General features: G+C 68.8%; 17 protein-coding genes and 3 tRNA genes. 17 read left to right on the forward strand and 3 right to left on the reverse strand.

The window, feature by feature from the left end:
• The first annotated feature begins 65 nt into the window (after positions 1–65).
• On the forward strand, positions 66–1,271 hold the full coding sequence (locus ACFZDL_RS23355) for a hypothetical protein (protein WP_353592279.1): 1,206 nt from the start codon (positions 66–68) through the stop codon (positions 1,269–1,271).
• A gap of 37 nt (positions 1,272–1,308) precedes the next feature.
• On the opposite strand, the gene ACFZDL_RS23360 is transcribed toward ACFZDL_RS23355, so the two are convergent.
• Positions 1,309–2,601 (reverse strand): amidohydrolase family protein, encoded by a 1,293-nt coding sequence (locus ACFZDL_RS23360; protein ID WP_353592280.1) that lies wholly within the window; start codon positions 2,599–2,601, stop codon positions 1,309–1,311.
• 221 nt (positions 2,602–2,822) lie between these two features.
• Here ACFZDL_RS23360 and ACFZDL_RS23365 point away from each other — a divergent pair.
• From ACFZDL_RS23365 to ACFZDL_RS23390, 6 genes are all read left to right on the forward strand, one after another.
• Positions 2,823–2,895: transfer RNA gene (locus ACFZDL_RS23365), tRNA-Thr, on the forward strand.
• 55 nt (positions 2,896–2,950) lie between these two features.
• Positions 2,951–3,023: transfer RNA gene (locus ACFZDL_RS23370), tRNA-Met, on the forward strand.
• A gap of 83 nt (positions 3,024–3,106) precedes the next feature.
• On the forward strand, positions 3,107–3,271 hold the full coding sequence (gene rpmG / locus ACFZDL_RS23375) for a 50S ribosomal protein L33 (protein ID WP_065962933.1): 165 nt from the start codon (positions 3,107–3,109) through the stop codon (positions 3,269–3,271).
• Positions 3,272–3,420: 149 nt separating this feature from the next.
• The gene (locus ACFZDL_RS23380) at positions 3,421–3,894 is read left to right on the forward strand and encodes a MaoC family dehydratase N-terminal domain-containing protein (protein ID WP_353592281.1); all 474 of its coding nucleotides are present in this window, start codon (positions 3,421–3,423) and stop codon (positions 3,892–3,894) included.
• Complete coding sequence (locus ACFZDL_RS23385; RefSeq protein WP_353592282.1) at positions 3,891–4,325, forward strand: MaoC family dehydratase; 435 nt, start codon at positions 3,891–3,893, stop codon at positions 4,323–4,325. Before ACFZDL_RS23380 ends, ACFZDL_RS23385 begins: the two co-directional genes overlap by 4 nt.
• 88 nt (positions 4,326–4,413) lie before the next feature.
• On the forward strand, positions 4,414–5,469 hold the full coding sequence (locus ACFZDL_RS23390; protein ID WP_353592283.1) for a UDP-N-acetylmuramate dehydrogenase: 1,056 nt from the start codon (positions 4,414–4,416) through the stop codon (positions 5,467–5,469).
• A 17-nt stretch (positions 5,470–5,486) separates the two neighbouring features.
• On the opposite strand, the gene ACFZDL_RS23395 is transcribed toward ACFZDL_RS23390, so the two are convergent.
• Both ACFZDL_RS23395 and ACFZDL_RS23400 read right to left on the reverse strand, forming a co-directional pair.
• Positions 5,487–6,512 (reverse strand): adenosine deaminase, encoded by a 1,026-nt coding sequence (locus ACFZDL_RS23395; protein WP_353592284.1) that lies wholly within the window; start codon positions 6,510–6,512, stop codon positions 5,487–5,489.
• A 239-nt stretch (positions 6,513–6,751) separates the two neighbouring features.
• Positions 6,752–7,990: a pyridoxal phosphate-dependent aminotransferase gene (locus tag ACFZDL_RS23400; protein ID WP_353592285.1), complete on the reverse strand. Its 1,239-nt coding sequence runs from the start codon at positions 7,988–7,990 to the stop codon at positions 6,752–6,754.
• Positions 7,991–8,172: 182 nt separating this feature from the next.
• On the opposite strand from ACFZDL_RS23400, the gene ACFZDL_RS23405 reads away from it, so the two are divergent.
• From ACFZDL_RS23405 to ACFZDL_RS23450, 10 genes are all read left to right on the forward strand, one after another.
• Positions 8,173–8,245: transfer RNA gene (locus ACFZDL_RS23405), tRNA-Trp, on the forward strand.
• A gap of 105 nt (positions 8,246–8,350) precedes the next feature.
• Positions 8,351–8,641: a preprotein translocase subunit SecE gene (gene secE / locus ACFZDL_RS23410; protein ID WP_043487404.1), complete on the forward strand. Its 291-nt coding sequence runs from the start codon at positions 8,351–8,353 to the stop codon at positions 8,639–8,641.
• Between the two features lie 78 nt (positions 8,642–8,719).
• On the forward strand, positions 8,720–9,571 hold the full coding sequence (gene nusG / locus ACFZDL_RS23415) for a transcription termination/antitermination protein NusG (RefSeq protein WP_353592286.1): 852 nt from the start codon (positions 8,720–8,722) through the stop codon (positions 9,569–9,571).
• A 160-nt stretch (positions 9,572–9,731) separates the two neighbouring features.
• Positions 9,732–10,166, forward strand: a complete 435-nt coding sequence (gene rplK / locus ACFZDL_RS23420) for a 50S ribosomal protein L11 (protein WP_020869305.1) — start codon at positions 9,732–9,734, stop codon at positions 10,164–10,166.
• 76 nt (positions 10,167–10,242) lie between these two features.
• Positions 10,243–10,959, forward strand: a complete 717-nt coding sequence (gene rplA, locus ACFZDL_RS23425; protein WP_353592287.1) for a 50S ribosomal protein L1 — start codon at positions 10,243–10,245, stop codon at positions 10,957–10,959.
• A gap of 221 nt (positions 10,960–11,180) precedes the next feature.
• Complete coding sequence (locus tag ACFZDL_RS23430) at positions 11,181–12,035, forward strand: hypothetical protein (RefSeq protein WP_353592288.1); 855 nt, start codon at positions 11,181–11,183, stop codon at positions 12,033–12,035.
• Between the two features lie 280 nt (positions 12,036–12,315).
• Complete coding sequence (gene rplJ / locus ACFZDL_RS23435) at positions 12,316–12,873, forward strand: 50S ribosomal protein L10 (RefSeq protein WP_353592289.1); 558 nt, start codon at positions 12,316–12,318, stop codon at positions 12,871–12,873.
• Positions 12,874–12,951: 78 nt separating this feature from the next.
• The gene (gene rplL / locus ACFZDL_RS23440) at positions 12,952–13,338 is read left to right on the forward strand and encodes a 50S ribosomal protein L7/L12 (protein WP_353592290.1); all 387 of its coding nucleotides are present in this window, start codon (positions 12,952–12,954) and stop codon (positions 13,336–13,338) included.
• Positions 13,339–13,933: 595 nt separating this feature from the next.
• Entirely contained in the window at positions 13,934–17,416 is a 3,483-nt protein-coding gene (gene rpoB, locus ACFZDL_RS23445; RefSeq protein WP_353592291.1) for a DNA-directed RNA polymerase subunit beta, read from the forward strand.
• 101 nt (positions 17,417–17,517) lie between these two features.
• Positions 17,518–21,417, forward strand: coding sequence for a DNA-directed RNA polymerase subunit beta' (locus ACFZDL_RS23450; protein ID WP_353592292.1), 3,900 nt, complete (start codon positions 17,518–17,520; stop codon positions 21,415–21,417).
• The last annotated feature ends 41 nt before the right edge of the window (positions 21,418–21,458 follow it).

Raw genomic sequence — 21,458 nt, forward strand, 5'->3', positions numbered from 1 at the left:
GAGTCTGACCGGAAGATCAGGCGCAATCGTCTGTTCAGCCGACTGGAGGAGCCCCGATTACCGCCATGACCGCCATCCGTAAGTCCCTCGTCGCCGTCGGCTGTACGACCGCCCTGGTCACCGGCGTCGCCGCATGCGGCGCCATCGAGAACATCTCGGCGGGGAAGAAGCTGGAGAACGCGGCCGACAAGCTCGGCGAGCGCCGGTCCCTGTCGATGGAGCTGGACCTCGATGCCACGCCCGAGCAGCTCATCGCCCTCTCCAAGAGCGACAGCGCGGCGGAGTCCATGACGCGCGAGGAGGCCGAGGCGCTGGCCGGGATGAAGGTCAGCGTGGCCGTCCAGGCGAAGAAGCCGTTGGCGGAGGCCAAGGACAAGGACCTGGTCGCGACGCGGGTGAAGCTCAGCGGACCGGACGGGGATCTCGCCGAGTACCGGGTCATGGGCAAGACGGCGTACGTACGCATGGACATGCGGGCGTTCGGCGAGCTGACGGGGGAACCCGTGCCGTCCGCCGACGAGATGCCCGACTCCATGCCGGGCGGCAAGGCGCTGCGGCAGATCCTGGACGGCGGGTGGGTCAAGATCGACACCGCCGAGATGGAGAAGGCGCGCGAGGAGTTCGGCGCCGGGGGCGGGAAGAAGGCGTCCGGCGAACCCGAGCTCACCCCCGGGACGAGCAAGAAGATCACGAAGGCCCTCAAAAAGCTCTTCGCCCGCGAGGTCACCATCAAGGACGAGGGCCGCCGTGACGGGGCGGACCACCTGGTGGCCACCGGGCCGGTCAGGACTCTGGTGACCGGGATCTTCGACGAGCTGAGGCCGTTCACCGACGAGATCCCGGGCGCCGAGGACCTGCCGACGGCCAAGGACTTCAAGGACCTGCCGAACAAGAAGATCGCGGTCGACTTCGCCATCAAGAACGGCGCGCTCGCCGGGGCCAGCGCGGATCTCGCTCCGCTCGCCGAGGGGCTGAAGAAGGGTGAGAAGCTGCCGGTCACGTTGACGTTCAAGGAGGGCGGGAAGATCGCCGTTCCCTCCGGCGCCACCGAGCTCGACATCCCGGGCATGGCGGAGGCGGCCACCGGAATGCTGGGCGACGTCGAGGGCGCGGGGAGCGACGAGGACGCCGCCGCGATCTCAGGGGACCGCTTCCGCGTGGACGGCGACGCGCAGGGCCCTGGGGACGGCGGTATCGACGGGCTGACCGGCGACCTCGGCGACCTCGGCACGCTGCGCCCGGCGGAGACGGCGGGCTCCCGGAACGGCTGACCCGCCGGACCCCGGCTCGGCCCCCGAGCCCCCCGGCTCAGTCCGCCGGCGGCTGCGGGCGGCCGCTGTGGTCCGTCCGCGCCTGCCGCGGCAGGTCCAGCGCCGCCGCGGCCGCGGAGGCGCAGTACTCGCGCACCGCGCTGGTACGCGCCACCACGCGCCCCTGGTGGACCACCACCCGGCTGTACGCGAGCGAGAGCACGCCCGGCAGGCCGTCCCCGCGCACCGCGAGCAGCTCTGCTGGGAACCCGGCCTCCACGCGCACTTCGGGCAGCCCCAGCGCGGCCCGGGCGCGCCCGCAGACCGCCTCGTACGCCTCCTCGGGCTCCGCCTCGCCGCGCGAGGCCAGGAGGAAGGCGGCCTCCAGCGGATCGCCCCGCCCGACCGGGTTGGCGGCGTCCCGCAGCGCCCCGCTGCCCGCGGCCACCCGGACCCCGGCCGAGCGCAGCAGCCGCACCGGCGCGCAGCTCGGGGCGCAGGCCCCGGGGCGGCTGCGCCGGTCCTCCAGTCCGGCGCAGTCGCCCTGGGGCAGACAGACGACCGTGACGCCCGCCGCCGCCAGCCGGTCCGCCACCCGGGCCACCACATCGCGCGGCAGCCGCGCCAGCCCTCCGCAGGGGCCGATCGTGACGCCCGGCCGCAGCCCGCCGGCCATGGCCGCGAGCCGGGCGAGGCGGGCCGGGTCGTCGCCGTCCGTGTGCAGGTCGACGGCGCAGCCGTGGCGGGCGGCGATGTCGAGGACGGCCTCCACATGGCCGGTGGGGTCGGGGTCGAGGTCGGGGCAGCCGCCGATGACCCCGGCGCCCATCTTCACGGCGTCCCGCAGCACGGCCAGACCGTCCGCCCCGGCCGCGCCGGTCAGCACCCGGGGCACCGCCACGGAGGTCAGGTCGGTCAGCCCGCGCAGCGTCTCCCGGGCCCGCAGGACGGCCTCCAGGGACCGCAGCCCGTGCACCCCGCCGATGGGCACATGGGTGCGCAGCGCGGTCGCCCCGTGGCCGAGGTGCAGCAGGGCGGCCTCGGTGGTGCGGCGCTGGACGTCCTCGGGCGCGTACGAGACGGGTCCGACGGTGTCGGCGGTGAGGGCGGTGTCGCAGTGGGCGTGCGGCTCGGCGGGGGCCGGGAGCAGCAGATAGCCGTCGAGGTCGAGGCGGGTGCCGGGGACCAGGCTGCCCGCCGTGCCGACCGCCTCGATGCGCCCGCCGCTGACCCGTACGTCCACAGTGCGGCCGTCGGCGAGCCGGACGCCGCCGAGCACCAGCGCGGGGGCGTCCTCGGGCGCCGTGGCGTCGCGGGTGTGCGGCTGCCGCTGCGGATGGCTGTCGGGCATCGCGCTCCTGGATGTCCGGTGGATGGATGTCCTGTGGATGTCCTGGGCTCAAGATCGCTCAGCGTGATCCGAGCCCGAGCCTAGGGCGAGGCGCGGGCGGCTTCCGGGAGGAGCCGAATAGTCGTACCGGTGTGGTGCCTGAGCGGACGGTGGCGAACGGTGACGGCGCCCCGATACGGATTTCACCTTCGGCGCCCGAGCGTGTAATGTCTTCATCGCTCGCCCCAATAGCTCAGTCGGCAGAGCGTCTCCATGGTAAGGAGAAGGTCTACGGTTCGATTCCGTATTGGGGCTCTGATGTGTGAGGTGTCCCGCTCGGCTCAGGTCGGGTGGGGGCCAATCGCATCGCAGCGGTGTAGCTCAGTCGGTAGAGCAAGCGGCTCATAATCGCTGTGTCACCGGTTCAAGTCCGGTCACCGCTACCCACTGTAGCCGATTGTGGGGTCGGTCCTTCGATCGGCTACTATTTCTGCGTTCATCCATCCGTTCGTCAAGGAGCACTCACGTGGCTGCCACCGACGTCCGCCCGAAGATCACGCTGGCCTGCGTGGAGTGCAAGGAGCGGAACTACATCACCAAGAAGAACCGGCGTAACGACCCGGATCGTCTTGAGCTGAAGAAGCACTGCCCGCGTTGCAACGCGCACACCGCGCACCGCGAGACGCGATAAACGCGACGGTCAGACAGTACGCACAGACCGCATTCAAGGTCGCCCCCCACACGCGGGGGCGACCTTGTTTCGTTCCACAACGTCCTGTGCCCGGCTTTTCGTGCCACAACAAGATCCGAGCAACATCAACCGCAGGAGGTGCCGAGTCGATGGCGCTCGACCAGTCGTTCGTCGGGCGGTCCTACCCGCCCACCGCGCCCTATGAGGTCGGCCGGGAGAAGATCCGCGAATTCGCCGAGGCGATCGGCGACGCCAATCCGGTGTACTTCGATCCGGAGGCGGCCAGGGTATTCGACCACCCCGATGTGATCGCCCCGCCGACCTTCGTGTTCGCGCTCACCTTCAAGGCCGCCGGGCAGCAGGTGATCGAGGACCCGCTGCTGGGCCTGGACTACAGCCGGGTGGTGCACGGCGACCAGAGGTTCGTCTACACCCGCCCGCTGCACGCGGGCGACCGCGTCACGGTCACCTCGACGATCGACTCGATCAAGTCGCTGGCCGGCAATGACGTCCTGTCGGTCCGCGGCGAGGTGCACGACGAGGCCGGGGAGCACGTGGTGACCTCGTACACGACCCTCGTGGCCCGCGCCGTCGAGGCCCAGGCAGCAAAGGAAGACAGATGACAGCCAAGGTCTCGTACGACGACGTCGAGGTCGGCACCGAGCTGCCCGCCCAGGAGTTCCCCGTGACCCGCGCCGACCTGGTCCGGTACGCGGGCGCCTCGGGGGACTTCAACCCGATCCACTGGAACGAGAAGTTCGCCAAAGAGGTCGGCCTCCCCGACGTCATCGCGCACGGCATGTTCACCATGGCCGAGGCGGGCCGCGTGGTGACCGACTGGGCCGGGGACCCGGCGGCCGTCGTGGAGTACGGGGTGCGCTTCACCAAGCCGGTCGTCGTGCCGAACGACGAGAAGGGCGCGGTCATCGAGGTGACCGCCAAGGTCGGCGCGAAGCTGGACGACGAGGCCCGTACGGTCCGCGTCGACGTCATGGCGACCAGCGCGGGGCAGAAGGTGCTGGGCCGGGCCCGCGCCGTCGTCCGCCTCGCCTGAGGCAGCCGCCGTCCGCCTCGCCCGAGGCACGTGAGGCGCCCCACGGGCCGGGCCGGGCCCCGCCGGGGCGCCCCGTACTCTTGAGCGCGTGCAGGAACTCCACGACGCGCCCCTGGCCCCCTTCACCACCTTCCGTCTCGGCGGCCCGGCCGGCCGGCTGCTCACGGCCACCACCGACGACGAGGTGATCGCGGCGGTCCGGGAGGCCGACGCGGCCGGGACCCCGCTCCTGGTCATAGGCGGCGGCAGCAATCTGGTCATCGCCGACAAGGGCTTCGACGGCACCGCCCTGCGCATCGCGACCCGCGGCTTCACCCTGGACGGCGGCCGGCTGGAGCTGGCCGCGGGCGAGAACTGGTCGGACGCGGTGGCCCGTACGGTCCGGGCCGGTCTCGCCGGCATCGAGTGCCTGGCCGGAATCCCCGGTTCCGCGGGTGCGACCCCGATCCAGAACGTGGGCGCGTACGGCCAGGAGGTCTCGGCCACGATCACCGAGGTCGTCGCCTACGACCGGCGCGCCGAGACCGTCGTGACCATCCCGAACGCCGACTGCGGCTTCGCCTACCGCCACAGCCGCTTCAAGGCCGACCCACAGCGCTATGTGGTGCTGCGGGTGCGCTTCGCGCTGGAGGACGCGGACGGCCTGTCCGCGCCCGTCAAGTACGCGGAGACCGCCCGTGCCCTCGGCGTGGCGGTGGGGGAGCGGGTGCCGGTGGCCACCGCCCGCGAGGCGGTCCTCAAGCTCCGCGCGGGCAAGGGGATGGTGCTCGACCCGCAGGACCACGACACCTGGTCCGCGGGCTCCTTCTTCACCAACCCGGTCCTGACCGAGGAGGCCCACGCCGCCTTCCTGGCCCGCGTCGCCGAGCGTCTGGGCCCCGGCGTCACCCCGCCCGCCTATCCGGCGGGAGAGGGGCGGATCAAGACCTCCGCCGCATGGCTGATCGACAAGTCGGGCTTCACCAAGGGCTACGGCACCGGCCCGGCCCGCATCTCCACCAAGCACACCCTGGCCCTGACCAACCGGGGCGAGGCCACGACCGAGGACCTGCTCGCGCTCGCCCGCGAGGTCGTCGCCGGGGTCGAGGCCGCGTTCGGGATCACGCTCGTCAACGAGCCGGTGACGGTCGGCGTCAGCCTCTGAGGGCACGGGCCCAGCGGCTACCCGGCGGCCACCAGCCAGGCGTCGACGTCGGCGAGCAGCCGGGCCGCCACGTCCTTGGGGGCCGCCGAGCCGCGGATGGACTGCCGGGCCAGCTCGGCCAGCTCGGTGTCCGTGAAGCCGTGGTGCTCGCGCGCCAGCTCGTACTGGGCCGCCAGCCGCGACCCGAACAGCAGCGGGTCGTCGGCGCCCAGCGCCATCGGCACCCCGGCCTCGTACAGCGTGCGCAGCGGCACGTCCTCTGGCTTCTCGTAGACGCCCAGGGCCACGTTCGAGGACGGGCACACCTCACAGGTCACGCCGCGCTCGGCGAGCCGGCGCAGCAGCCGGGGGTCCTCGGCGGCCCGTACGCCGTGGCCCACCCGCTGCGCGCCGAGGTCGTCCAGGCAGTCACGGACGCTGCTCGGGCCCGACAGCTCGCCGCCGTGCGGGGCCGCCAGCAGGCCGCCGTCCCGGGCGATGGCGAAGGCCCGGTCGAAGTCCCGGGCCAGCCCGCGCCGCTCGTCGTTGGACAGGCCGAAGCCGATGACGCCGCGGTCGGCGAAGCGGACCGCCAGCCGGGCCAGCGTGCGGGCCTCCAGGGGGTGCTTCATGCGGTTGGCGGCGACCAGCACCCGCATCCCGAGCCCGGTGTCCCGGGAGGCCGTCTCCACGGCGTCCAGGATGATCTCCAGCGCGGGGATCAGACCGCCGAGACGCGGGGCGTACGAGGTGGGGTCGACCTGGATCTCCAGCCACCCGGCGCCGTCCCGCACGTCCTCCTCGGCGGCCTCGCGCACCAGCCGCTGGATGTCCTCCGGTTCGCGCAGACAGGACCGCGCGATGTCGTACAGCCGCTGGAACCGGAACCAGCCGCGCTCGTCGGTGGCGCGCAGCCTGGGGGGCTCGCCGCCGCTGAGCGCCTCCGGGAGGTGGACGCCGTACTTGTCGGCGAGCTCGAGCAGCGTGGCGGGGCGCATCGAGCCGGTGAAGTGCAGATGCAGATGCGCTTTGGGCAACAGGCGGACATCACGAACGTGATTCATCAACTCTCCGTTACTGCTAGGCTCCATTCCGTGCCGCGAGGCGCCGGACAGGGCTTGTCCGTCATGAGACCGACACACCGGTCGAGTGAGAAGCCCCTCGGGGCGGAGTCACCTGCAGATACTGCCGTAGCAATGCAATCTGCGGCCAGGCAGCCGTGTTCCCTGAATGGGCACGTGCCTGAACGGATAAGCGGGCCCCCGACCAAGGCCGGGAGCCCGCTTATCCGACAAGTTCCGTACTACGCGCGCGCCTCGCCCAGCAGCTTCTGCAGCCGGGAGACCCCCTCGACCAGGTCCTCGTCGCCCAGCGCGTACGAGAGCCGCAGATAGCCCGGGGTGCCGAAGGCCTCGCCCGGGACGACCGCGACCTCGGCCTCCTCCAGGATCAGCCCGGCCAGCTCCACGGAGCTCTGCGGCCGCTTGCCGCGGATCTCCTTGCCGATCAGGGCCTTCACCGACGGGTAGGCGTAGAAGGCGCCCTCGGGCTCGGGGCACTCCACGCCGTCGATCTCGTTCAGCATCCGCACGATGGTGCGGCGGCGGCGGTCGAAGGCCTCGCGCATCGCGGCCACGGCGTCCAGGTCGCCCGAGACGGCGGCCAGGGCGGCGGCCTGTGCGACATTGCTCACGTTCGAGGTGGCGTGCGACTGCAGATTGGTCGCGGCCTTGACGACGTCCTTGGGGCCGATGACCCAGCCCACACGCCATCCGGTCATGGCGTACGTCTTCGCCACGCCGTTGACCACGATGCACTTGTCCCGCAGCTCGGGCACCACGACCGGCAGCGAGTGGAACTCCGCGTCCCCGTACACCAGGTGCTCGTAGATCTCGTCGGTGAGCACCCACAGCCCGTGCTCGGCCGCCCAGCGCCCGATCGCCTCGACCTGCTCGCGCGAGTAGACGGCGCCGGTGGGGTTGGACGGGGAGACGAAGAGCAGCACCTTGGTGCGCTCGGTGCGGGCCGCCTCCAGCTGCTCCACGGAGACCCGGTAGCCGGTGGTCTCGTCGGCGACGACGTCGACCGGGACGCCGCCCGCGAGCCGGATCGACTCGGGGTAGGTGGTCCAGTACGGGGCGGGGACGATGACCTCGTCGCCCGGGTCCAGGATCGCCGCGAACGCCTCGTAGATCGCCTGCTTGCCGCCGTTGGTCACCAGGACCTGCGCCGCCTCGACCTCGTAGCCGCTGTCGCGCAGCGTCTTCGCGGCGATCGCCGCCTTGAGCTCGGGCAGCCCGCCGGCCGGGGTGTAGCGGTGGTACTTCGGGTTGCGGCAGGCCTCCACGGCCGCCTCGACGATGTAGTCGGGCGTGGGGAAGTCGGGCTCGCCCGCGCCGAAGCCGATCACCGGACGCCCGGCGGCCTTGAGGGCCTTGGCCTTGGCGTCGACGGCGAGCGTGGCGGACTCGGAAATGGCTCCGATACGGGCGGAGACACGGCGCTCTGTCGGGGACTGTACAGGGGGAGTAGCAGCGGTCATATGTGCATCGTCCCAGACCGCCGGATGGCGCGGCACGCGGGTTTACGGGCGCGATGGGCGCTTCTCGTTCGACGCCCGGCCCTCGACCACGTACACTCATCCGTCGTTGGCCGCTCAACAGCCGTTTCGCCTCGCGCACTCCATGGAGCCGGGTGGATGCGGTAGGTTGGGTGGAGCCGCAAAGGGTCGTAGCTCAATTGGTAGAGCACTGGTCTCCAAAACCAGCGGTTGGGGGTTCAAGTCCCTCCGGCCCTGCTACACGCACGTTTACCAGGGTGCGTGGGCGCGTACTGAGAATGCACCGCTGTGCGGCCGGGCCGGACGCGGCACGGCCACGACCCGGATTCAGGTGAGGACGTAGTGACGGAAGCCCTTGGCTCCACCGCGACGCCTGAAAGCGGTCGTCCCGAAGAAGAGGTGGCGGCCAAGAAGAGCCGTCGTGGTGGCAAGCGCGCAAAGAAGGGGCCTTTCGGCAGGCTCGCGCTTTTCTACCGCCAGATCGTCGCTGAGCTGCGCAAGGTCGTGTGGCCCACGCGTGGCCAGCTGTCGACGTACACCACTGTGGTGATCGTCTTTGTGCTGATCATGATCGGTATCGTTACCGTGATTGACTATGGGTTCAACCAAGCCATCAAGTACGTCTTTGGCTGACCCGCGAAGGGTGGCGCTGTCCCATGGGTGCCCCTTCGCACGTTCCACCCCTCTTGAAGCCAGGAAGAAGCAGCCACCGTGTCTGACCCGAACCTGAACGAGGCCGCCGCGGCCGTCGAGTCCGATGAGGACGAGCTCGACATCATCGAGGCTGCCGATGAGGACCAGGCCGAGGCTGCGGAGGCTGAGGCGGGAGAGCCGGCCGAGGAGGACGCGGTCCGCGTCGAGGACGAGGACGCCGTCCTGGAGGCCGAGGACGCCGCCGAGGCCGACGCGGAGGAGACCGAAGAAGAGGCCGAGGAAGAGGCTGCGGTCGACCCGGTCGAGGCCCTGCGTGAGGAGCTGCGTACCCTCCCCGGCGAGTGGTACGTCATCCACACCTACGCGGGCTACGAGAACCGCGTGAAGACCAACCTCGAGCAGCGCGCCGTCTCGCTGAACGTCGAGGACTACATCTTCCAGGCCGAGGTGCCGCAGGAAGAGGTCGTCCAGATCAAGAACGGCGACCGCCGCACCGTGCGCCAGAACAAGCTGCCCGGCTATGTGCTGGTGCGCATGGACCTGACGAACGAGTCCTGGGGCGTGGTCCGCAACACCCCGGGCGTCACCGGCTTCGTGGGCAACGCGTACGACCCGTACCCGCTGACCCTGGACGAGATCGTCAAGATGCTCGCCCCGGAGGCCGAGGAGAAGGCCGCCAAGGCCGCCGCCGAGGAGGCGGGCCTGCCGACGCCGAGCCGCAAGGTCGAGGTCCAGGTGCTGGACTTCGAGGTGGGCGACTCGGTCACGGTCACCGACGGCCCCTTCGCGACGCTGCAGGCGACGATCAACGAGATCAACGCCGACTCGAAGAAGGTCAAGGGCCTGGTGGAGATCTTCGGCCGGGAGACCCCGGTCGAGCTGAGCTTCGACCAGATCCAGAAGAACTGACCATACGAACCTTCCGATCAGGTCAGACGGGCTTTCGCGGCCTGTCTGACCTGCTCGGTTTTAGGCCGCGCAGGTATACCCGTTACTGTTGTGCGGTATGCCTCCATCCGGATGATCCGGTTCGGAGGCGAACCACCTCTCACTAAGACCCGGAGAGAGCATGCCTCCCAAGAAGAAGAAGGTCACGGGGCTGATCAAGCTCCAGATCCAGGCCGGTGCCGCGAACCCGGCTCCGCCGGTCGGCCCCGCGCTGGGTCAGCACGGCGTCAACATCATGGAGTTCTGCAAGGCCTACAACGCCGCGACCGAGTCGCAGCGCGGCATGGTCGTGCCGGTGGAGATCACGGTCTACGAGGACCGTTCCTTCACCTTCGTCACCAAGACTCCGCCGGCCGCCAAGCTGATCCTCAAGGCCGCGGGTGTGGAGAAGGGCTCCGGCGAGCCGCACAAGACCAAGGTCGCCAAGATCACCCGCGACCAGGTCCGCGAGATCGCCACCACCAAGATGCCCGACCTGAACGCCAACGACCTGGACGCCGCCGAGAAGATCATCGCCGGCACCGCCCGCTCCATGGGCATCACGGTCGAGGGCTGACACCCCCGTAGCACCACCGTGGCAGGGCCAGGCGCGGCCCGGACCACGACTCCACACGAATTCACCAGGAGCAGCAGTGAAGCGCAGCAAGACTCTCCGCAGCGCGGACGCCAAGATCGACCGGGAGCGCGTGTACCCCCCGCTCGAGGCGGTCCGGCTCGCCAAGGAGACCACCACCACCAAGTTCGACGCGACCGTCGAGGTGGCCATGCGCCTGGGTGTCGACCCGCGCAAGGCCGACCAGATGGTCCGCGGCACCGTGAACCTTCCGCACGGCACCGGCAAGACCGCCCGGGTCCTGGTCTTCGCGACCGGTGACCGTGCTGCGGCCGCGGAGGCCGCCGGAGCCGACATCGTCGGCTCCGACGAGCTGATCGACGAGGTGTCCAAGGGCCGGCTGGACTTCGACGCCGTCGTCGCCACCCCGGACCTCATGGGCAAGGTCGGCCGCCTGGGCCGGGTGCTCGGTCCGCGTGGTCTGATGCCGAACCCGAAGACCGGCACCGTCACCCCCGACGTGGCCAAGGCCGTCACCGACATCAAGGGCGGCAAGATCGAGTTCCGCGTCGACAAGCACTCGAACCTGCACTTCATCATCGGCAAGGTCTCCTTCGACGAGGCCAAGCTGGTGGAGAACTACGCCGCGGCGCTCGAGGAGATCAACCGTCTCAAGCCGTCCGCCGCCAAGGGCCGCTACATCAAGAAGGCGACCCTGACCACCACGATGGGTCCCGGCATCCCGCTGGACGCCAACCGCACCCGCAACCTGCTGGTCGAGGAAGAAGCCGTCTGAGCCCGTCCTGAACGTGTGCTGAGCGCGCTCTGAGCGCCGCCCGAGGCGGCGCTCGACCCCAGTGAGCCGGGTTCCCGCCCTCCCCCGTGGAGGGCGGGAACCCGGCTCACTGCGTCGGGCGTCCCCTCAGATACAGTCTCAGCAGTCGTAAAAGATAAATAAGAAGCAAAGACATAGGGGGACCTGTGCGCGGTACTCGTTTCGCTGCCCGGAGTGCGGCGGTGCTCAGCGGTGTGATTCTGGTGGCCGGTCTCACGGCCTGCGGGAGCGACAAGGCCGACAGCGGCGACAAGTCGAAGGAAGGCTCCGACAAGGCCGCCGAGGCGGTGGGCAGCCCGCTCGCGGCGCTGAAGCTGGCCTCCAAGCAGACGGACCAGCAGCACTCGGCCAAGGTCGAGGGCACCACGCAGATGGGTGCGCAGAACTCGACCATGTCCGGCGCGATGGACTGGGCGAACGGTATGCACGCCAACATGGTCATCACGCAGAAGGGCGGGTCGGTTCAGAACTCGCCGCTGGCCGGCAAGCCCATGGAGGCGCGCTACACGCCGGACGCGATGTTCATGAACCTCGGCCCCGAGTTCGCGGCGCAGGCGGGCGGCAAGCACTGGATGAAGTACGACTACGACACCCTGGCCAAGCAGGCCGGCGCCTCCGGCGAGTTCCTCAAGGACCAGATGCAGAACACCGACCCGGCGCGTTCGGTGCAGCTGCTGATCGCCACGGGCCAGGTCAAGAGCGTGGGCACGGAGTCGGTCAAGGGCGTCAAGGCGACCCACTACACGGGCACCGTGAAGGTCTCCGAGCTGGCCAAGATGCAGTCCAAGGACCTGACCCAGTCGGACCTGGAGGCCCTGCAGAAGCAGCTGGAGACCTCGGGCATGGAGACCGAGACCATCGACCTGTGGATCGACGGTGACAACCTGCTGGTCAAGAAGCGCGAGCAGGCCGAGAGCAACAACGGGAAGTACGACTCGACGGTCTTCTACTCGGACTACGGCACCAAGGTCACGGTCGAGGAGCCGCCGGCCTCGGACACCATGGACTTCCAGGACGCCCTGCGCCAGCAGAGCTGACCCGGCGCAGAGCCGATTTGCCTGGCCGCGGCCCGTTCGCGTAGCCTTCCACAGAAGCCAAAGACCGCTGGTCGCTGCTGTGCCTCCCCGGGGGCGCGGCGGCCGAAGGATCCGCTAGCTGCGGACGACCTGCGCAGGTGACTGTGGATGGACTCCCGATCGGGCCACTGGCCCGTACGGTCGAGTCACGCCCCGAGCGCCTGCGCCGGGGCGTTTCGTTTCGTTCAGCCTCCTTGCCCGGCCGATGCGGTCCTCATCACCCGGAAGGAGGCCGAGGCTCATGGCGAGGCCTGACAAGGTCGCGGCCGTCGAGGAGATGACGGACAAGTTCCGTAACTCCAACGCTGCTGTTGTGACCGCGTACACCGGTCTCACCGTCGCGCAGCTCAAGGAGCTGCGCCGTTCGCTCGGTGAGAACGCTCAGTACCGTGTGGTGAAGAACACGCTGACCAAGATCGCGGCCAACGAGGCCGGGATCACCACGCTCGACGACCTGTTCGCGGGTTCGTCGGCCGTCGCCTTCGTGACCGGTGACCCGGTAGTGGCGGCGAAGGGTCTCCGTGACTTCGCCAAGGAGAACCCCGCTCTCGTCATCAAGGGCGGTGTCCTTGACGGCAAGGCGCTGTCCGCCGACGAGATCAAGAAGCTCGCGGACCTCGAGTCCCGCGAGGTGCTGCTCGCCAAGCTGGCGGGCGCCATGAAGGGCAAGCAGTCCCAGGCTGCGGCGCTCTTCCAGGCGCTCCCGTCGAAGTTCGTCCGCACCGCGGAGGCGCTTCGCGTCAAGAAGGAAGAGCAGGGCGGTGCCGGCGAGCCGGCTCCCGCCGAGGCCGCGGAGTAACTCTCCCGCTGCCCAGCGGGCCCGCGCCCGCCGACATGTACATCCGGCACCAGCCGATTTAGTGGAAGGACCGCCATCATGGCGAAGCTCAGCCAGGAAGACCTGCTCGCGCAGTTCGAGGAGATGACCCTCATCGAGCTCTCCGAGTTCGTGAAGGCCTTCGAGGAGAAGTTCGACGTCACCGCCGCCGCCCCGGCCGCCGTCGCCGTTGCCCCGGGTGCCCCGGGCGCCGCGGCCGAGGCCGAGCCGGAGAAGGACGAGTTCGACGTCATCCTCACCGGCGCCGGCGACAAGAAGATCCAGGTCATCAAGGTCGTGCGTGAGCTGACCTCGCTGGGTCTGAAGGAGGCCAAGGACCTCGTCGACGGCACCCCGAAGCCGGTCCTGGAGAAGGTCAACAAGGAGCAGGCCGACAAGGCCGCCGAGTCCCTCAAGGGCGCCGGCGCCTCCGTCGAGGTCAAGTGACCCGAGGCGGGCCAGGAGGCGGGCCCTGCCGGGCCCGCTGACCCGCTCCGTTCCGTAAGGGCGATCACCCGTTGGGGTGGTCGCCCTTCGGCGCTTCCGTCACGGCTGCGTTGCCTTGTCGGTCCCTGCGGGTATGGTGATCTTCGTTGCCCGTCGCCACGCCCTGTGACGATCTCGCCGGAGTGGGGGGCCTTGACGAACGGCACGCAGCGCGCAATTCTCAGGACGCGACGTCACACCGATCCAAGTCCGAGGCATGGATCGGCGGCGAAGCGGGCAGTATCGATATGCGCCTGAGGCGCATGGGTGGCTGCAGGCGTTCGAAAACAACGAGAAGACAACGAGGGGGAGCGGCCCCCTCACCGGAGGGAGAGATTGGCGCTGCCGGTCTCAGAAACTCGGAGCTGGACATCAGTGTGCCAAGTGGCTACACTGACCCTTTGCGCTGCCTGTTAGCTGCCTCCTGCCCGTCACCAGGGGCATGCCCACCTGAGAGCACGGCCGAGGGAATCTCTCTGACCAGGGATTTCCCTCTGTGGCTCGAGTTGGGACCGGCACGCGCGTAGTGAGTCCGAGCCCTCGGAAGGACCCCCTCTTGGCCGCCTCGCGCAACGCCTCGACTGCCAATACGAACAACGGCGCCAGCACCGCCCCGCTGCGCATCTCCTTTGCGAAGATCAAGGAGCCTCTCGAGGTTCCGAACCTCCTCGCGCTGCAGACCGAGAGCTTCGATTGGCTGCTCGGCAATGCCGCCTGGAAGGCTCGCGTCGAGGCTGCGCTGGACAGCGGTCAGGACGTCCCCACCAAGTCCGGTCTGGAAGAGATCTTCGAGGAGATCTCCCCGATCGAGGACTTCTCCGGGTCGATGTCCCTGACCTTCCGCGATCACCGCTTCGAGCCCCCGAAGAACTCGATCGACGAGTGCAAGGAGCGCGACTTCACGTACGCCGCGCCGCTCTTCGTCACGGCCGAGTTCACCAACAACGAGACCGGTGAGATCAAGTCCCAGACGGTCTTCATGGGCGACTTCCCGCTCATGACCAACAAGGGCACCTTCGTCATCAACGGCACCGAGCGTGTCGTGGTGTCGCAGCTGGTGCGCTCGCCGGGTGTCTACTTCGACTCCTCCATCGACAAGACGTCCGACAAGGACATCTTCTCCGTCAAGGTCATCCCCTCCCGGGGCGCCTGGCTCGAGATGGAGATCGACAAGCGCGACATGGTCGGTGTGCGCATCGACCGCAAGCGCAAGCAGTCCGTGACCGTCCTCCTGAAGGCGCTCGGCTGGACCACCGAGCAGATCCTCGAGGAGTTCGGCGAGTACGAGTCCATGCGCGCCACCCTGGAGAAGGACCACACCCAGGGCCAGGACGACGCGCTGCTCGACATCTACCGCAAGCTGCGCCCGGGCGAGCCCCCGACGCGTGAGGCCGCGCAGACGCTGCTGGAGAACCTCTACTTCAACCCCAAGCGCTACGACCTCGCGAAGGTCGGCCGCTACAAGGTCAACAAGAAGCTGGGTGCGGCCGCTCCGCTGGACGCGGGCGTCCTGACGGTCGAGGACGTCATCGCCTCGATCAAGTACCTGGTGAAGCTGCACGCCGGTGAGACCGAGACGGTCGGCGAGAACGGTCAGACGATCGTCGTCGAGACCGACGACATCGACCACTTCGGCAACCGCCGTATCCGTAACGTCGGCGAGCTGATCCAGAACCAGGTCCGCACGGGTCTGGCCCGTATGGAGCGCGTCGTCCGCGAGCGCATGACGACTCAGGATGTCGAGGCGATCACGCCGCAGACCCTGATCAACATCCGGCCGGTCGTCGCCTCCATCAAGGAGTTCTTCGGCACCAGCCAGCTGTCGCAGTTCATGGACCAGACGAACCCGCTGTCGGGTCTGACCCACAAGCGCCGTCTGAACGCGCTGGGCCCCGGTGGTCTGTCCCGTGAGCGGGCGGGCTTCGAGGTCCGTGACGTGCACCCGTCGCACTACGGCCGCATGTGCCCGATCGAGACGCCCGAAGGCCCGAACATCGGTCTGATCGGCTCGCTCGCCTCGTACGGCCGGGTCAACGCGTTCGGTTTCATCGAGACCCCGTACCGGAAGGTCGCCAACGGTGTCGTCACCGACGAGGTCGACTACCTGACGGCCGACGAAGAGGACCGATTCGTCATCGCGCAGGCCAACGCGCCGCTGACGGACGACCTGCACTTCGCCGAGAACCGCGTCCTGGTCCGCCGCCGTGGCGGCGAGGTCGACTACATCCCGGGCGACGACGTCGACTACATGGACGTCTCGCCGCGCCAGATGGTGTCGGTCGCGACCGCCATGATCCCCTTCCTCGAGCACGACGACGCCAACCGCGCGCTCATGGGATCGAACATGATGCGCCAGGCCGTGCCGCTGATCAAGGCGGAGTCCCCGCTGGTCGGCACCGGCATGGAGTACCGCTGTGCGGTCGACGCCGGCGACGTCATCAAGGCCGAGAAGGACGGTGTGGTCCAGGAGGTCTCCGCCGACTACGTGACGGTGGCCAACGACGACGGCACCTACACCACCTACCGGGTGGCCAAGTTCTCCCGCTCCAACCAGGGCACCTCCTTCAACCAGAAGGTCGTCGTGGACGAGGGCGCGCGGGTGATCGCCGGCCAGGTGCTGGCCGACGGCCCGTCCACCGAGGACGGCGAGATGGCGCTCGGCAAGAACCTCCTGGTGGCGTTCATGCCGTGGGAGGGCCACAACTACGAGGACGCGATCATCCTCAGCCAGCGCCTGGTGCAGGACGACGTCCTCTCCTCGATCCACATCGAGGAGCACGAGGTCGACGCCCGTGACACCAAGCTCGGCCCTGAGGAGATCACCCGGGACATCCCGAACGTGTCCGAGGAGGTCCTGGCCGACCTCGACGAGCGCGGCATCATCCGCATCGGCGCCGAGGTCATCGCCGGGGACATCCTGGTCGGCAAGGTCACCCCGAAGGGTGAGACCGAGCTGACCCCGGAGGAGCGCCTGCTGCGCGCGATCTTCGGTGAGAAGGCCCGTGAGGTCCGTGACACCTCGCTGAAGGTGCCGCACGGTGAGACCGGCAAGGTCATCGGCGTGCGCGTCTTCGACCGCGAGGAGGGCGACGAGCTGCCCCCGGGCGTGAACCAGCTGGTCCGCGTCTACGTGGCGCAGAAGCGCAAGATCACCGACGGTGACAAGCTCGCCGGCCGCCACGGCAACAAGGGCGTCATCTCCAAGATCCTGCCGGTCGAGGACATGCCGTTCCTGGAGGACGGCACCCCGGTCGACATCATCCTCAACCCGCTGGGTGTCCCGTCCCGAATGAACCCGGGACAGGTCCTGGAGATCCACCTCGGCTGGCTGGCCTCCCGCGGCTGGAAGGTCGAGGGCTCCGAGGAGTGGATGCAGCGGCTGCAGGCGATCGGCGCCGACGAGGTCGCGCCGGGCACCAATGTCGCGACCCCGGTCTTCGACGGCGCCCGCGAGGACGAGATCTCCGGTCTCTTCGACTCGACGATCCCGAACCGCGACGGCGACCGCCTGGTCCAGTCGTCCGGCAAGGCCCGGCTGTTCGACGGCCGCTCCGGCGAGCCGTTCCCGGACCCGATCTCCGTCGGCTACATGTACATCCTCAAGCTGCACCACCTGGTGGACGACAAGCTGCACGCCCGCTCCACCGGTCCGTACTCGATGATCACCCAGCAGCCGCTGGGTGGTAAGGCTCAGTTCGGTGGCCAGCGCTTCGGTGAGATGGAGGTGTGGGCGCTCGAGGCCTACGGCGCCGCGTACGCCCTCCAGGAGCTGCTGACCATCAAGTCCGACGACGTCACCGGCCGAGTGAAGGTCTACGAGGCCATCGTCAAGGGCGAGAACATCCCCGAGCCCGGCATCCCTGAGTCCTTCAAGGTGCTCATCAAGGAGATGCAGTCCCTGTGCCTCAACGTGGAGGTGCTGTCGTCCGACGGCATGTCCATCGAGATGCGCGACACCGACGAGGACGTCTTCCGCGCTGCGGAGGAGCTCGGTATCGACCTGTCGCGGCGCGAGCCGAGCAGCGTCGAAGAGGTCTGACGGGTCTGGCCGGGGCGATCGACCACCGCGACCGCCCCGGCCTCTCCCCGGACCCCCAGTCAGACCCGAAGACACGACCCTGAAAGAGGGATTGACGACAAGTGCTCGACGTCAACTTCTTCGACGAGCTGCGGATCGGCCTCGCCACCGCTGACGACATCCGTCAGTGGTCCCACGGTGAGGTCAAGAAGCCGGAAACCATCAACTACCGCACCCTGAAGCCCGAAAAGGACGGACTCTTCTGCGAGAAGATCTTCGGTCCGACCCGGGACTGGGAGTGCTACTGCGGCAAGTACAAGCGCGTCCGCTTCAAGGGCATCATCTGTGAGCGCTGTGGCGTCGAGGTCACCCGCGCCAAGGTGCGCCGTGAGCGGATGGGCCACATCGAGCTGGCCGCACCCGTCACCCACATCTGGTACTTCAAGGGCGTTCCGTCGCGTCTGGGCTACCTGCTCGACCTCGCCCCGAAGGACCTGGAGAAGGTCATCTACTTCGCCGCCTACATGATCACGTGGGTGGACGAGGAGCGCCGTACGCGCGACCTGCCCTCGCTGGAGGCCCATGTCTCCGTCGAGCGCCAGCAGATCGAGCAGCGCCGCGACGCCGACCTGGAGGCCCGCGCCAAGAAGCTCGAGGCGGACCTCGCCGAGCTGGAGGCCGAGGGCGCCAAGGCCGATGTGCGCCGCAAGGTGCGCGAGGGCGCCGAGCGCGAGATGAAGCAGCTGCGCGACCGCGCCCAGCGCGAGATCGACCGTCTCGACGAGGTGTGGAACCGCTTCAAGAACCTCAAGGTCCAGGACCTGGAGGGCGACGAGCTGCTCTACCGCGAGCTGCGTGACCGCTTCGGCACGTACTTCATGGGCGGCATGGGCGCCGCTGCCCTGCAGAAGCGCCTGGAGTCCTTCGACCTCGACGAGGAGGCCGAGAAGCTCCGCGAGATCATCCGGACCGGCAAGGGCCAGAAGAAGACCCGTGCGCTCAAGCGCCTCAAGGTCGTCTCCGCCTTCCTGCAGACCCGCAACAGCCCCAACGGCATGGTGCTGGACTGCATCCCGGTGATCCCGCCGGACCTGCGTCCGATGGTGCAGCTGGACGGTGGCCGCTTCGCGACCTCCGACCTGAACGACCTGTACCGCCGCGTCATCAACCGGAACAACCGCCTCAAGCGTCTCCTTGACCTCGGTGCCCCCGAGATCATCGTGAACAACGAGAAGCGGATGCTGCAGGAGGCCGTCGACGCGCTGTTCGACAACGGCCGCCGCGGCCGCCCGGTGACCGGTCCCGGTAACCGCCCGCTGAAGTCCCTCAGCGACATGCTGAAGGGTAAGCAGGGTCGTTTCCGTCAGAACCTGCTGGGCAAGCGTGTCGACTACTCGGCCCGTTCGGTCATCGTCGTCGGCCCGCAGCTCAAGCTGCACCAGTGCGGTCTGCCCAAGGCCATGGCGCTGGAGCTCTTCAAGCCGTTCGTGATGAAGCGCCTGGTGGACCTGAACCACGCGCAGAACATCAAGTCGGCCAAGCGCATGGTCGAGCGCGGCCGCACGGTCGTGTACGACGTGCTCGAAGAGGTCATCGCCGAGCACCCGGTGCTGCTGAACCGTGCGCCGACCCTGCACCGCCTGGGCATCCAGGCCTTCGAGCCGCAGCTGGTCGAGGGCAAGGCCATTCAGATTCACCCGCTCGTGTGCACCGCGTTCAACGCGGACTTCGACGGTGACCAGATGGCCGTGCACCTGCCGCTGTCCGCGGAGGCCCAGGCCGAGGCCCGCATCCTGATGCTGTCCTCGAACAACATCCTCAAGCCGGCCGACGGCCGCCCGGTGACCATGCCCACCCAGGACATGGTGCTCGGCCTGTTCTTCCTCACCACCGACGAGGAGGAGCGCGAGGTCATCGGCGAGGGCCGGGCCTTCGGCTCCACCGCCGAGGCGATCATGGCGTTCGACGCCCGCGAGCTCTCGCTCCAGGCGAAGATCGACATCCGCTTCCCGATCGGCACCGTCCCGCCCCGCGGCTGGACCCCGCCGGTTCCGGAGGAGGGCGAGCCCGCCTGGCAGCCGGGCGACAGCTTCCGGCTGCGCACCACCCTGGGCCGCGCGCTCTTCAACGAGCTGCTGCCCGAGGACTACCCGTTCGTCGACTACTCGGTGGGCAAGAAGCAGCTCTCCGAGATCGTCAACGACCTGGCCGAGCGCTACCCGAAGGTCATCGTCGCGGCGACCCTGGACAACCTGAAGGCGTCCGGTTTCCACTGGGCCACCCGCTCCGGTGTCACCGTCGCGATCTCCGACGTCGTCGTCCCCGAGGCCAAGAAGGCCATCATCGAGGGCTACGAGGCGCAGGACGAGAAGGTCCAGAAGCAGTACGAGCGTGGTCTGATCACCAAGGACGAGCGCACCCAGGAGCTCATCTCGATCTGGACGAAGGCGACCAACGAGGTTGCCGACGCGATGAACGAGAACTTCCCGAAGACCAACCCGATCTTCATGATGGTCGACTCGGGCGCGCGCGGAAACATGATGCAGATGCGTCAGATCGCCGGTATGCGTGGTCTGGTGTCCAACGCGAAGAACGAGACCATCCCGCGGCCCATCAAGGCGTCGTTCCGTGAGGGTCTCTCCGTGCTGGAGTACTTCATCTCCACCCACGGTGCCCGTAAGGGTCTCGCCGACACCGCCCTGCGTACCGCCGACTCGGGTTACCTGACCCGTCGTCTGGTGGACGTCTCCCAGGACGTGATCATCCGCGAGGAGGACTGCGGCACCGACCGCGGCCTCAAGCTGGCGATCGCGGCCAGGGGCGCGGACGGCGTGCTGCGCAAGGCGGACGACGTCGAGACCAGCGTGTACGCGCGCTGCCTCGCCGAGGACATCGTCGTCGAGGGCAAGGTGCTGGCCCCGGCCGGCACCGACCTGGGCGATGTGCTCATCGACGAGCTGGTCCGGCACGGCGTGGAGACGGTCAAGACCCGCTCGGTGCTCACCTGCGAGTCCGCCGTCGGCACCTGCGCCATGTGCTACGGCCGCTCGCTGGCCACCGGCAAGCTGGTGGACATCGGCGAGGCCGTCGGCATCATCGCCGCCCAGTCCATCGGTGAGCCCGGCACCCAGCTGACGATGCGTACCTTCCACACCGGTGGTGTGGCCGGTGACGACATCACCCAGGGTCTGCCGCGTGTCGTCGAGCTCTTCGAGGCCCGTACGCCCAAGGGTGTCGCCCCGATCTCGGAGGCGGCCGGCCGCGTCCGGATCGAGGAGACCGAGAAGACCAAGAAGATCGTCGTCACTCCGGACGACGGCTCCGACGAGACGGCCTTCGGCGTCTCCAAGCGAGCCCGTCTGCTGGTGGACGAGGGCGATCACGTCGAGGTCGGCCAGCCGCTGACCGTGGGTGCCACCAACCCGCACGACGTGCTGCGCATCCTCGGCCAGCGCGCCGTCCAGGTGCACCTGGTCGGCGAGGTCCAGAAGGTCTACAACTCGCAGGGTGTGTCGATCCACGACAAGCACATCGAGATCATCATCCGGCAGATGCTGCGCCGCGTGACGATCATCGAGTCCGGCGACGCCGAGCTGCTGCCGGGCGAGCTGGTGGAGCGCTCGCGCTTCGAGTCCGAGAACCGTCGTGTGGTCCAGGAAGGCGGCCACCCGGCCTCCGGCCGTCCGCAGCTGATGGGTATCACCAAGGCCTCGCTGGCGACCGAGTCCTGGCTGTCGGCGGCGTCCTTCCAGGAGACGACCCGGGTGCTCACCGACGCGGCGATCAACGCCAAGTCGGACTCCCTGATCGGCCTCAAGGAGAACGTGATCATCGGTAAGCTCATCCCGGCCGGTACGGGCCTGTCCCGCTACCGCAACATCCGGGTCGAGCCGACCGAGGAGGCGAAGGCCGCGATGTACTCGGCCGTCGGTTACGACGACATCGACTACTCGCCCTTCGGCACGGGCTCCGGCCAGGCGGTCCCGCTGGAGGACTACGACTACGGCCCGTACAACCAGTAATCCCGGGTCATACGGGCGCAGGGCGGCCACCCCATGGCGGG

The organism is Streptomyces sp. NPDC007917, assembly GCF_042959105.1.
Lineage (GTDB): Bacteria > Actinomycetota > Actinomycetes > Streptomycetales > Streptomycetaceae > Streptomyces.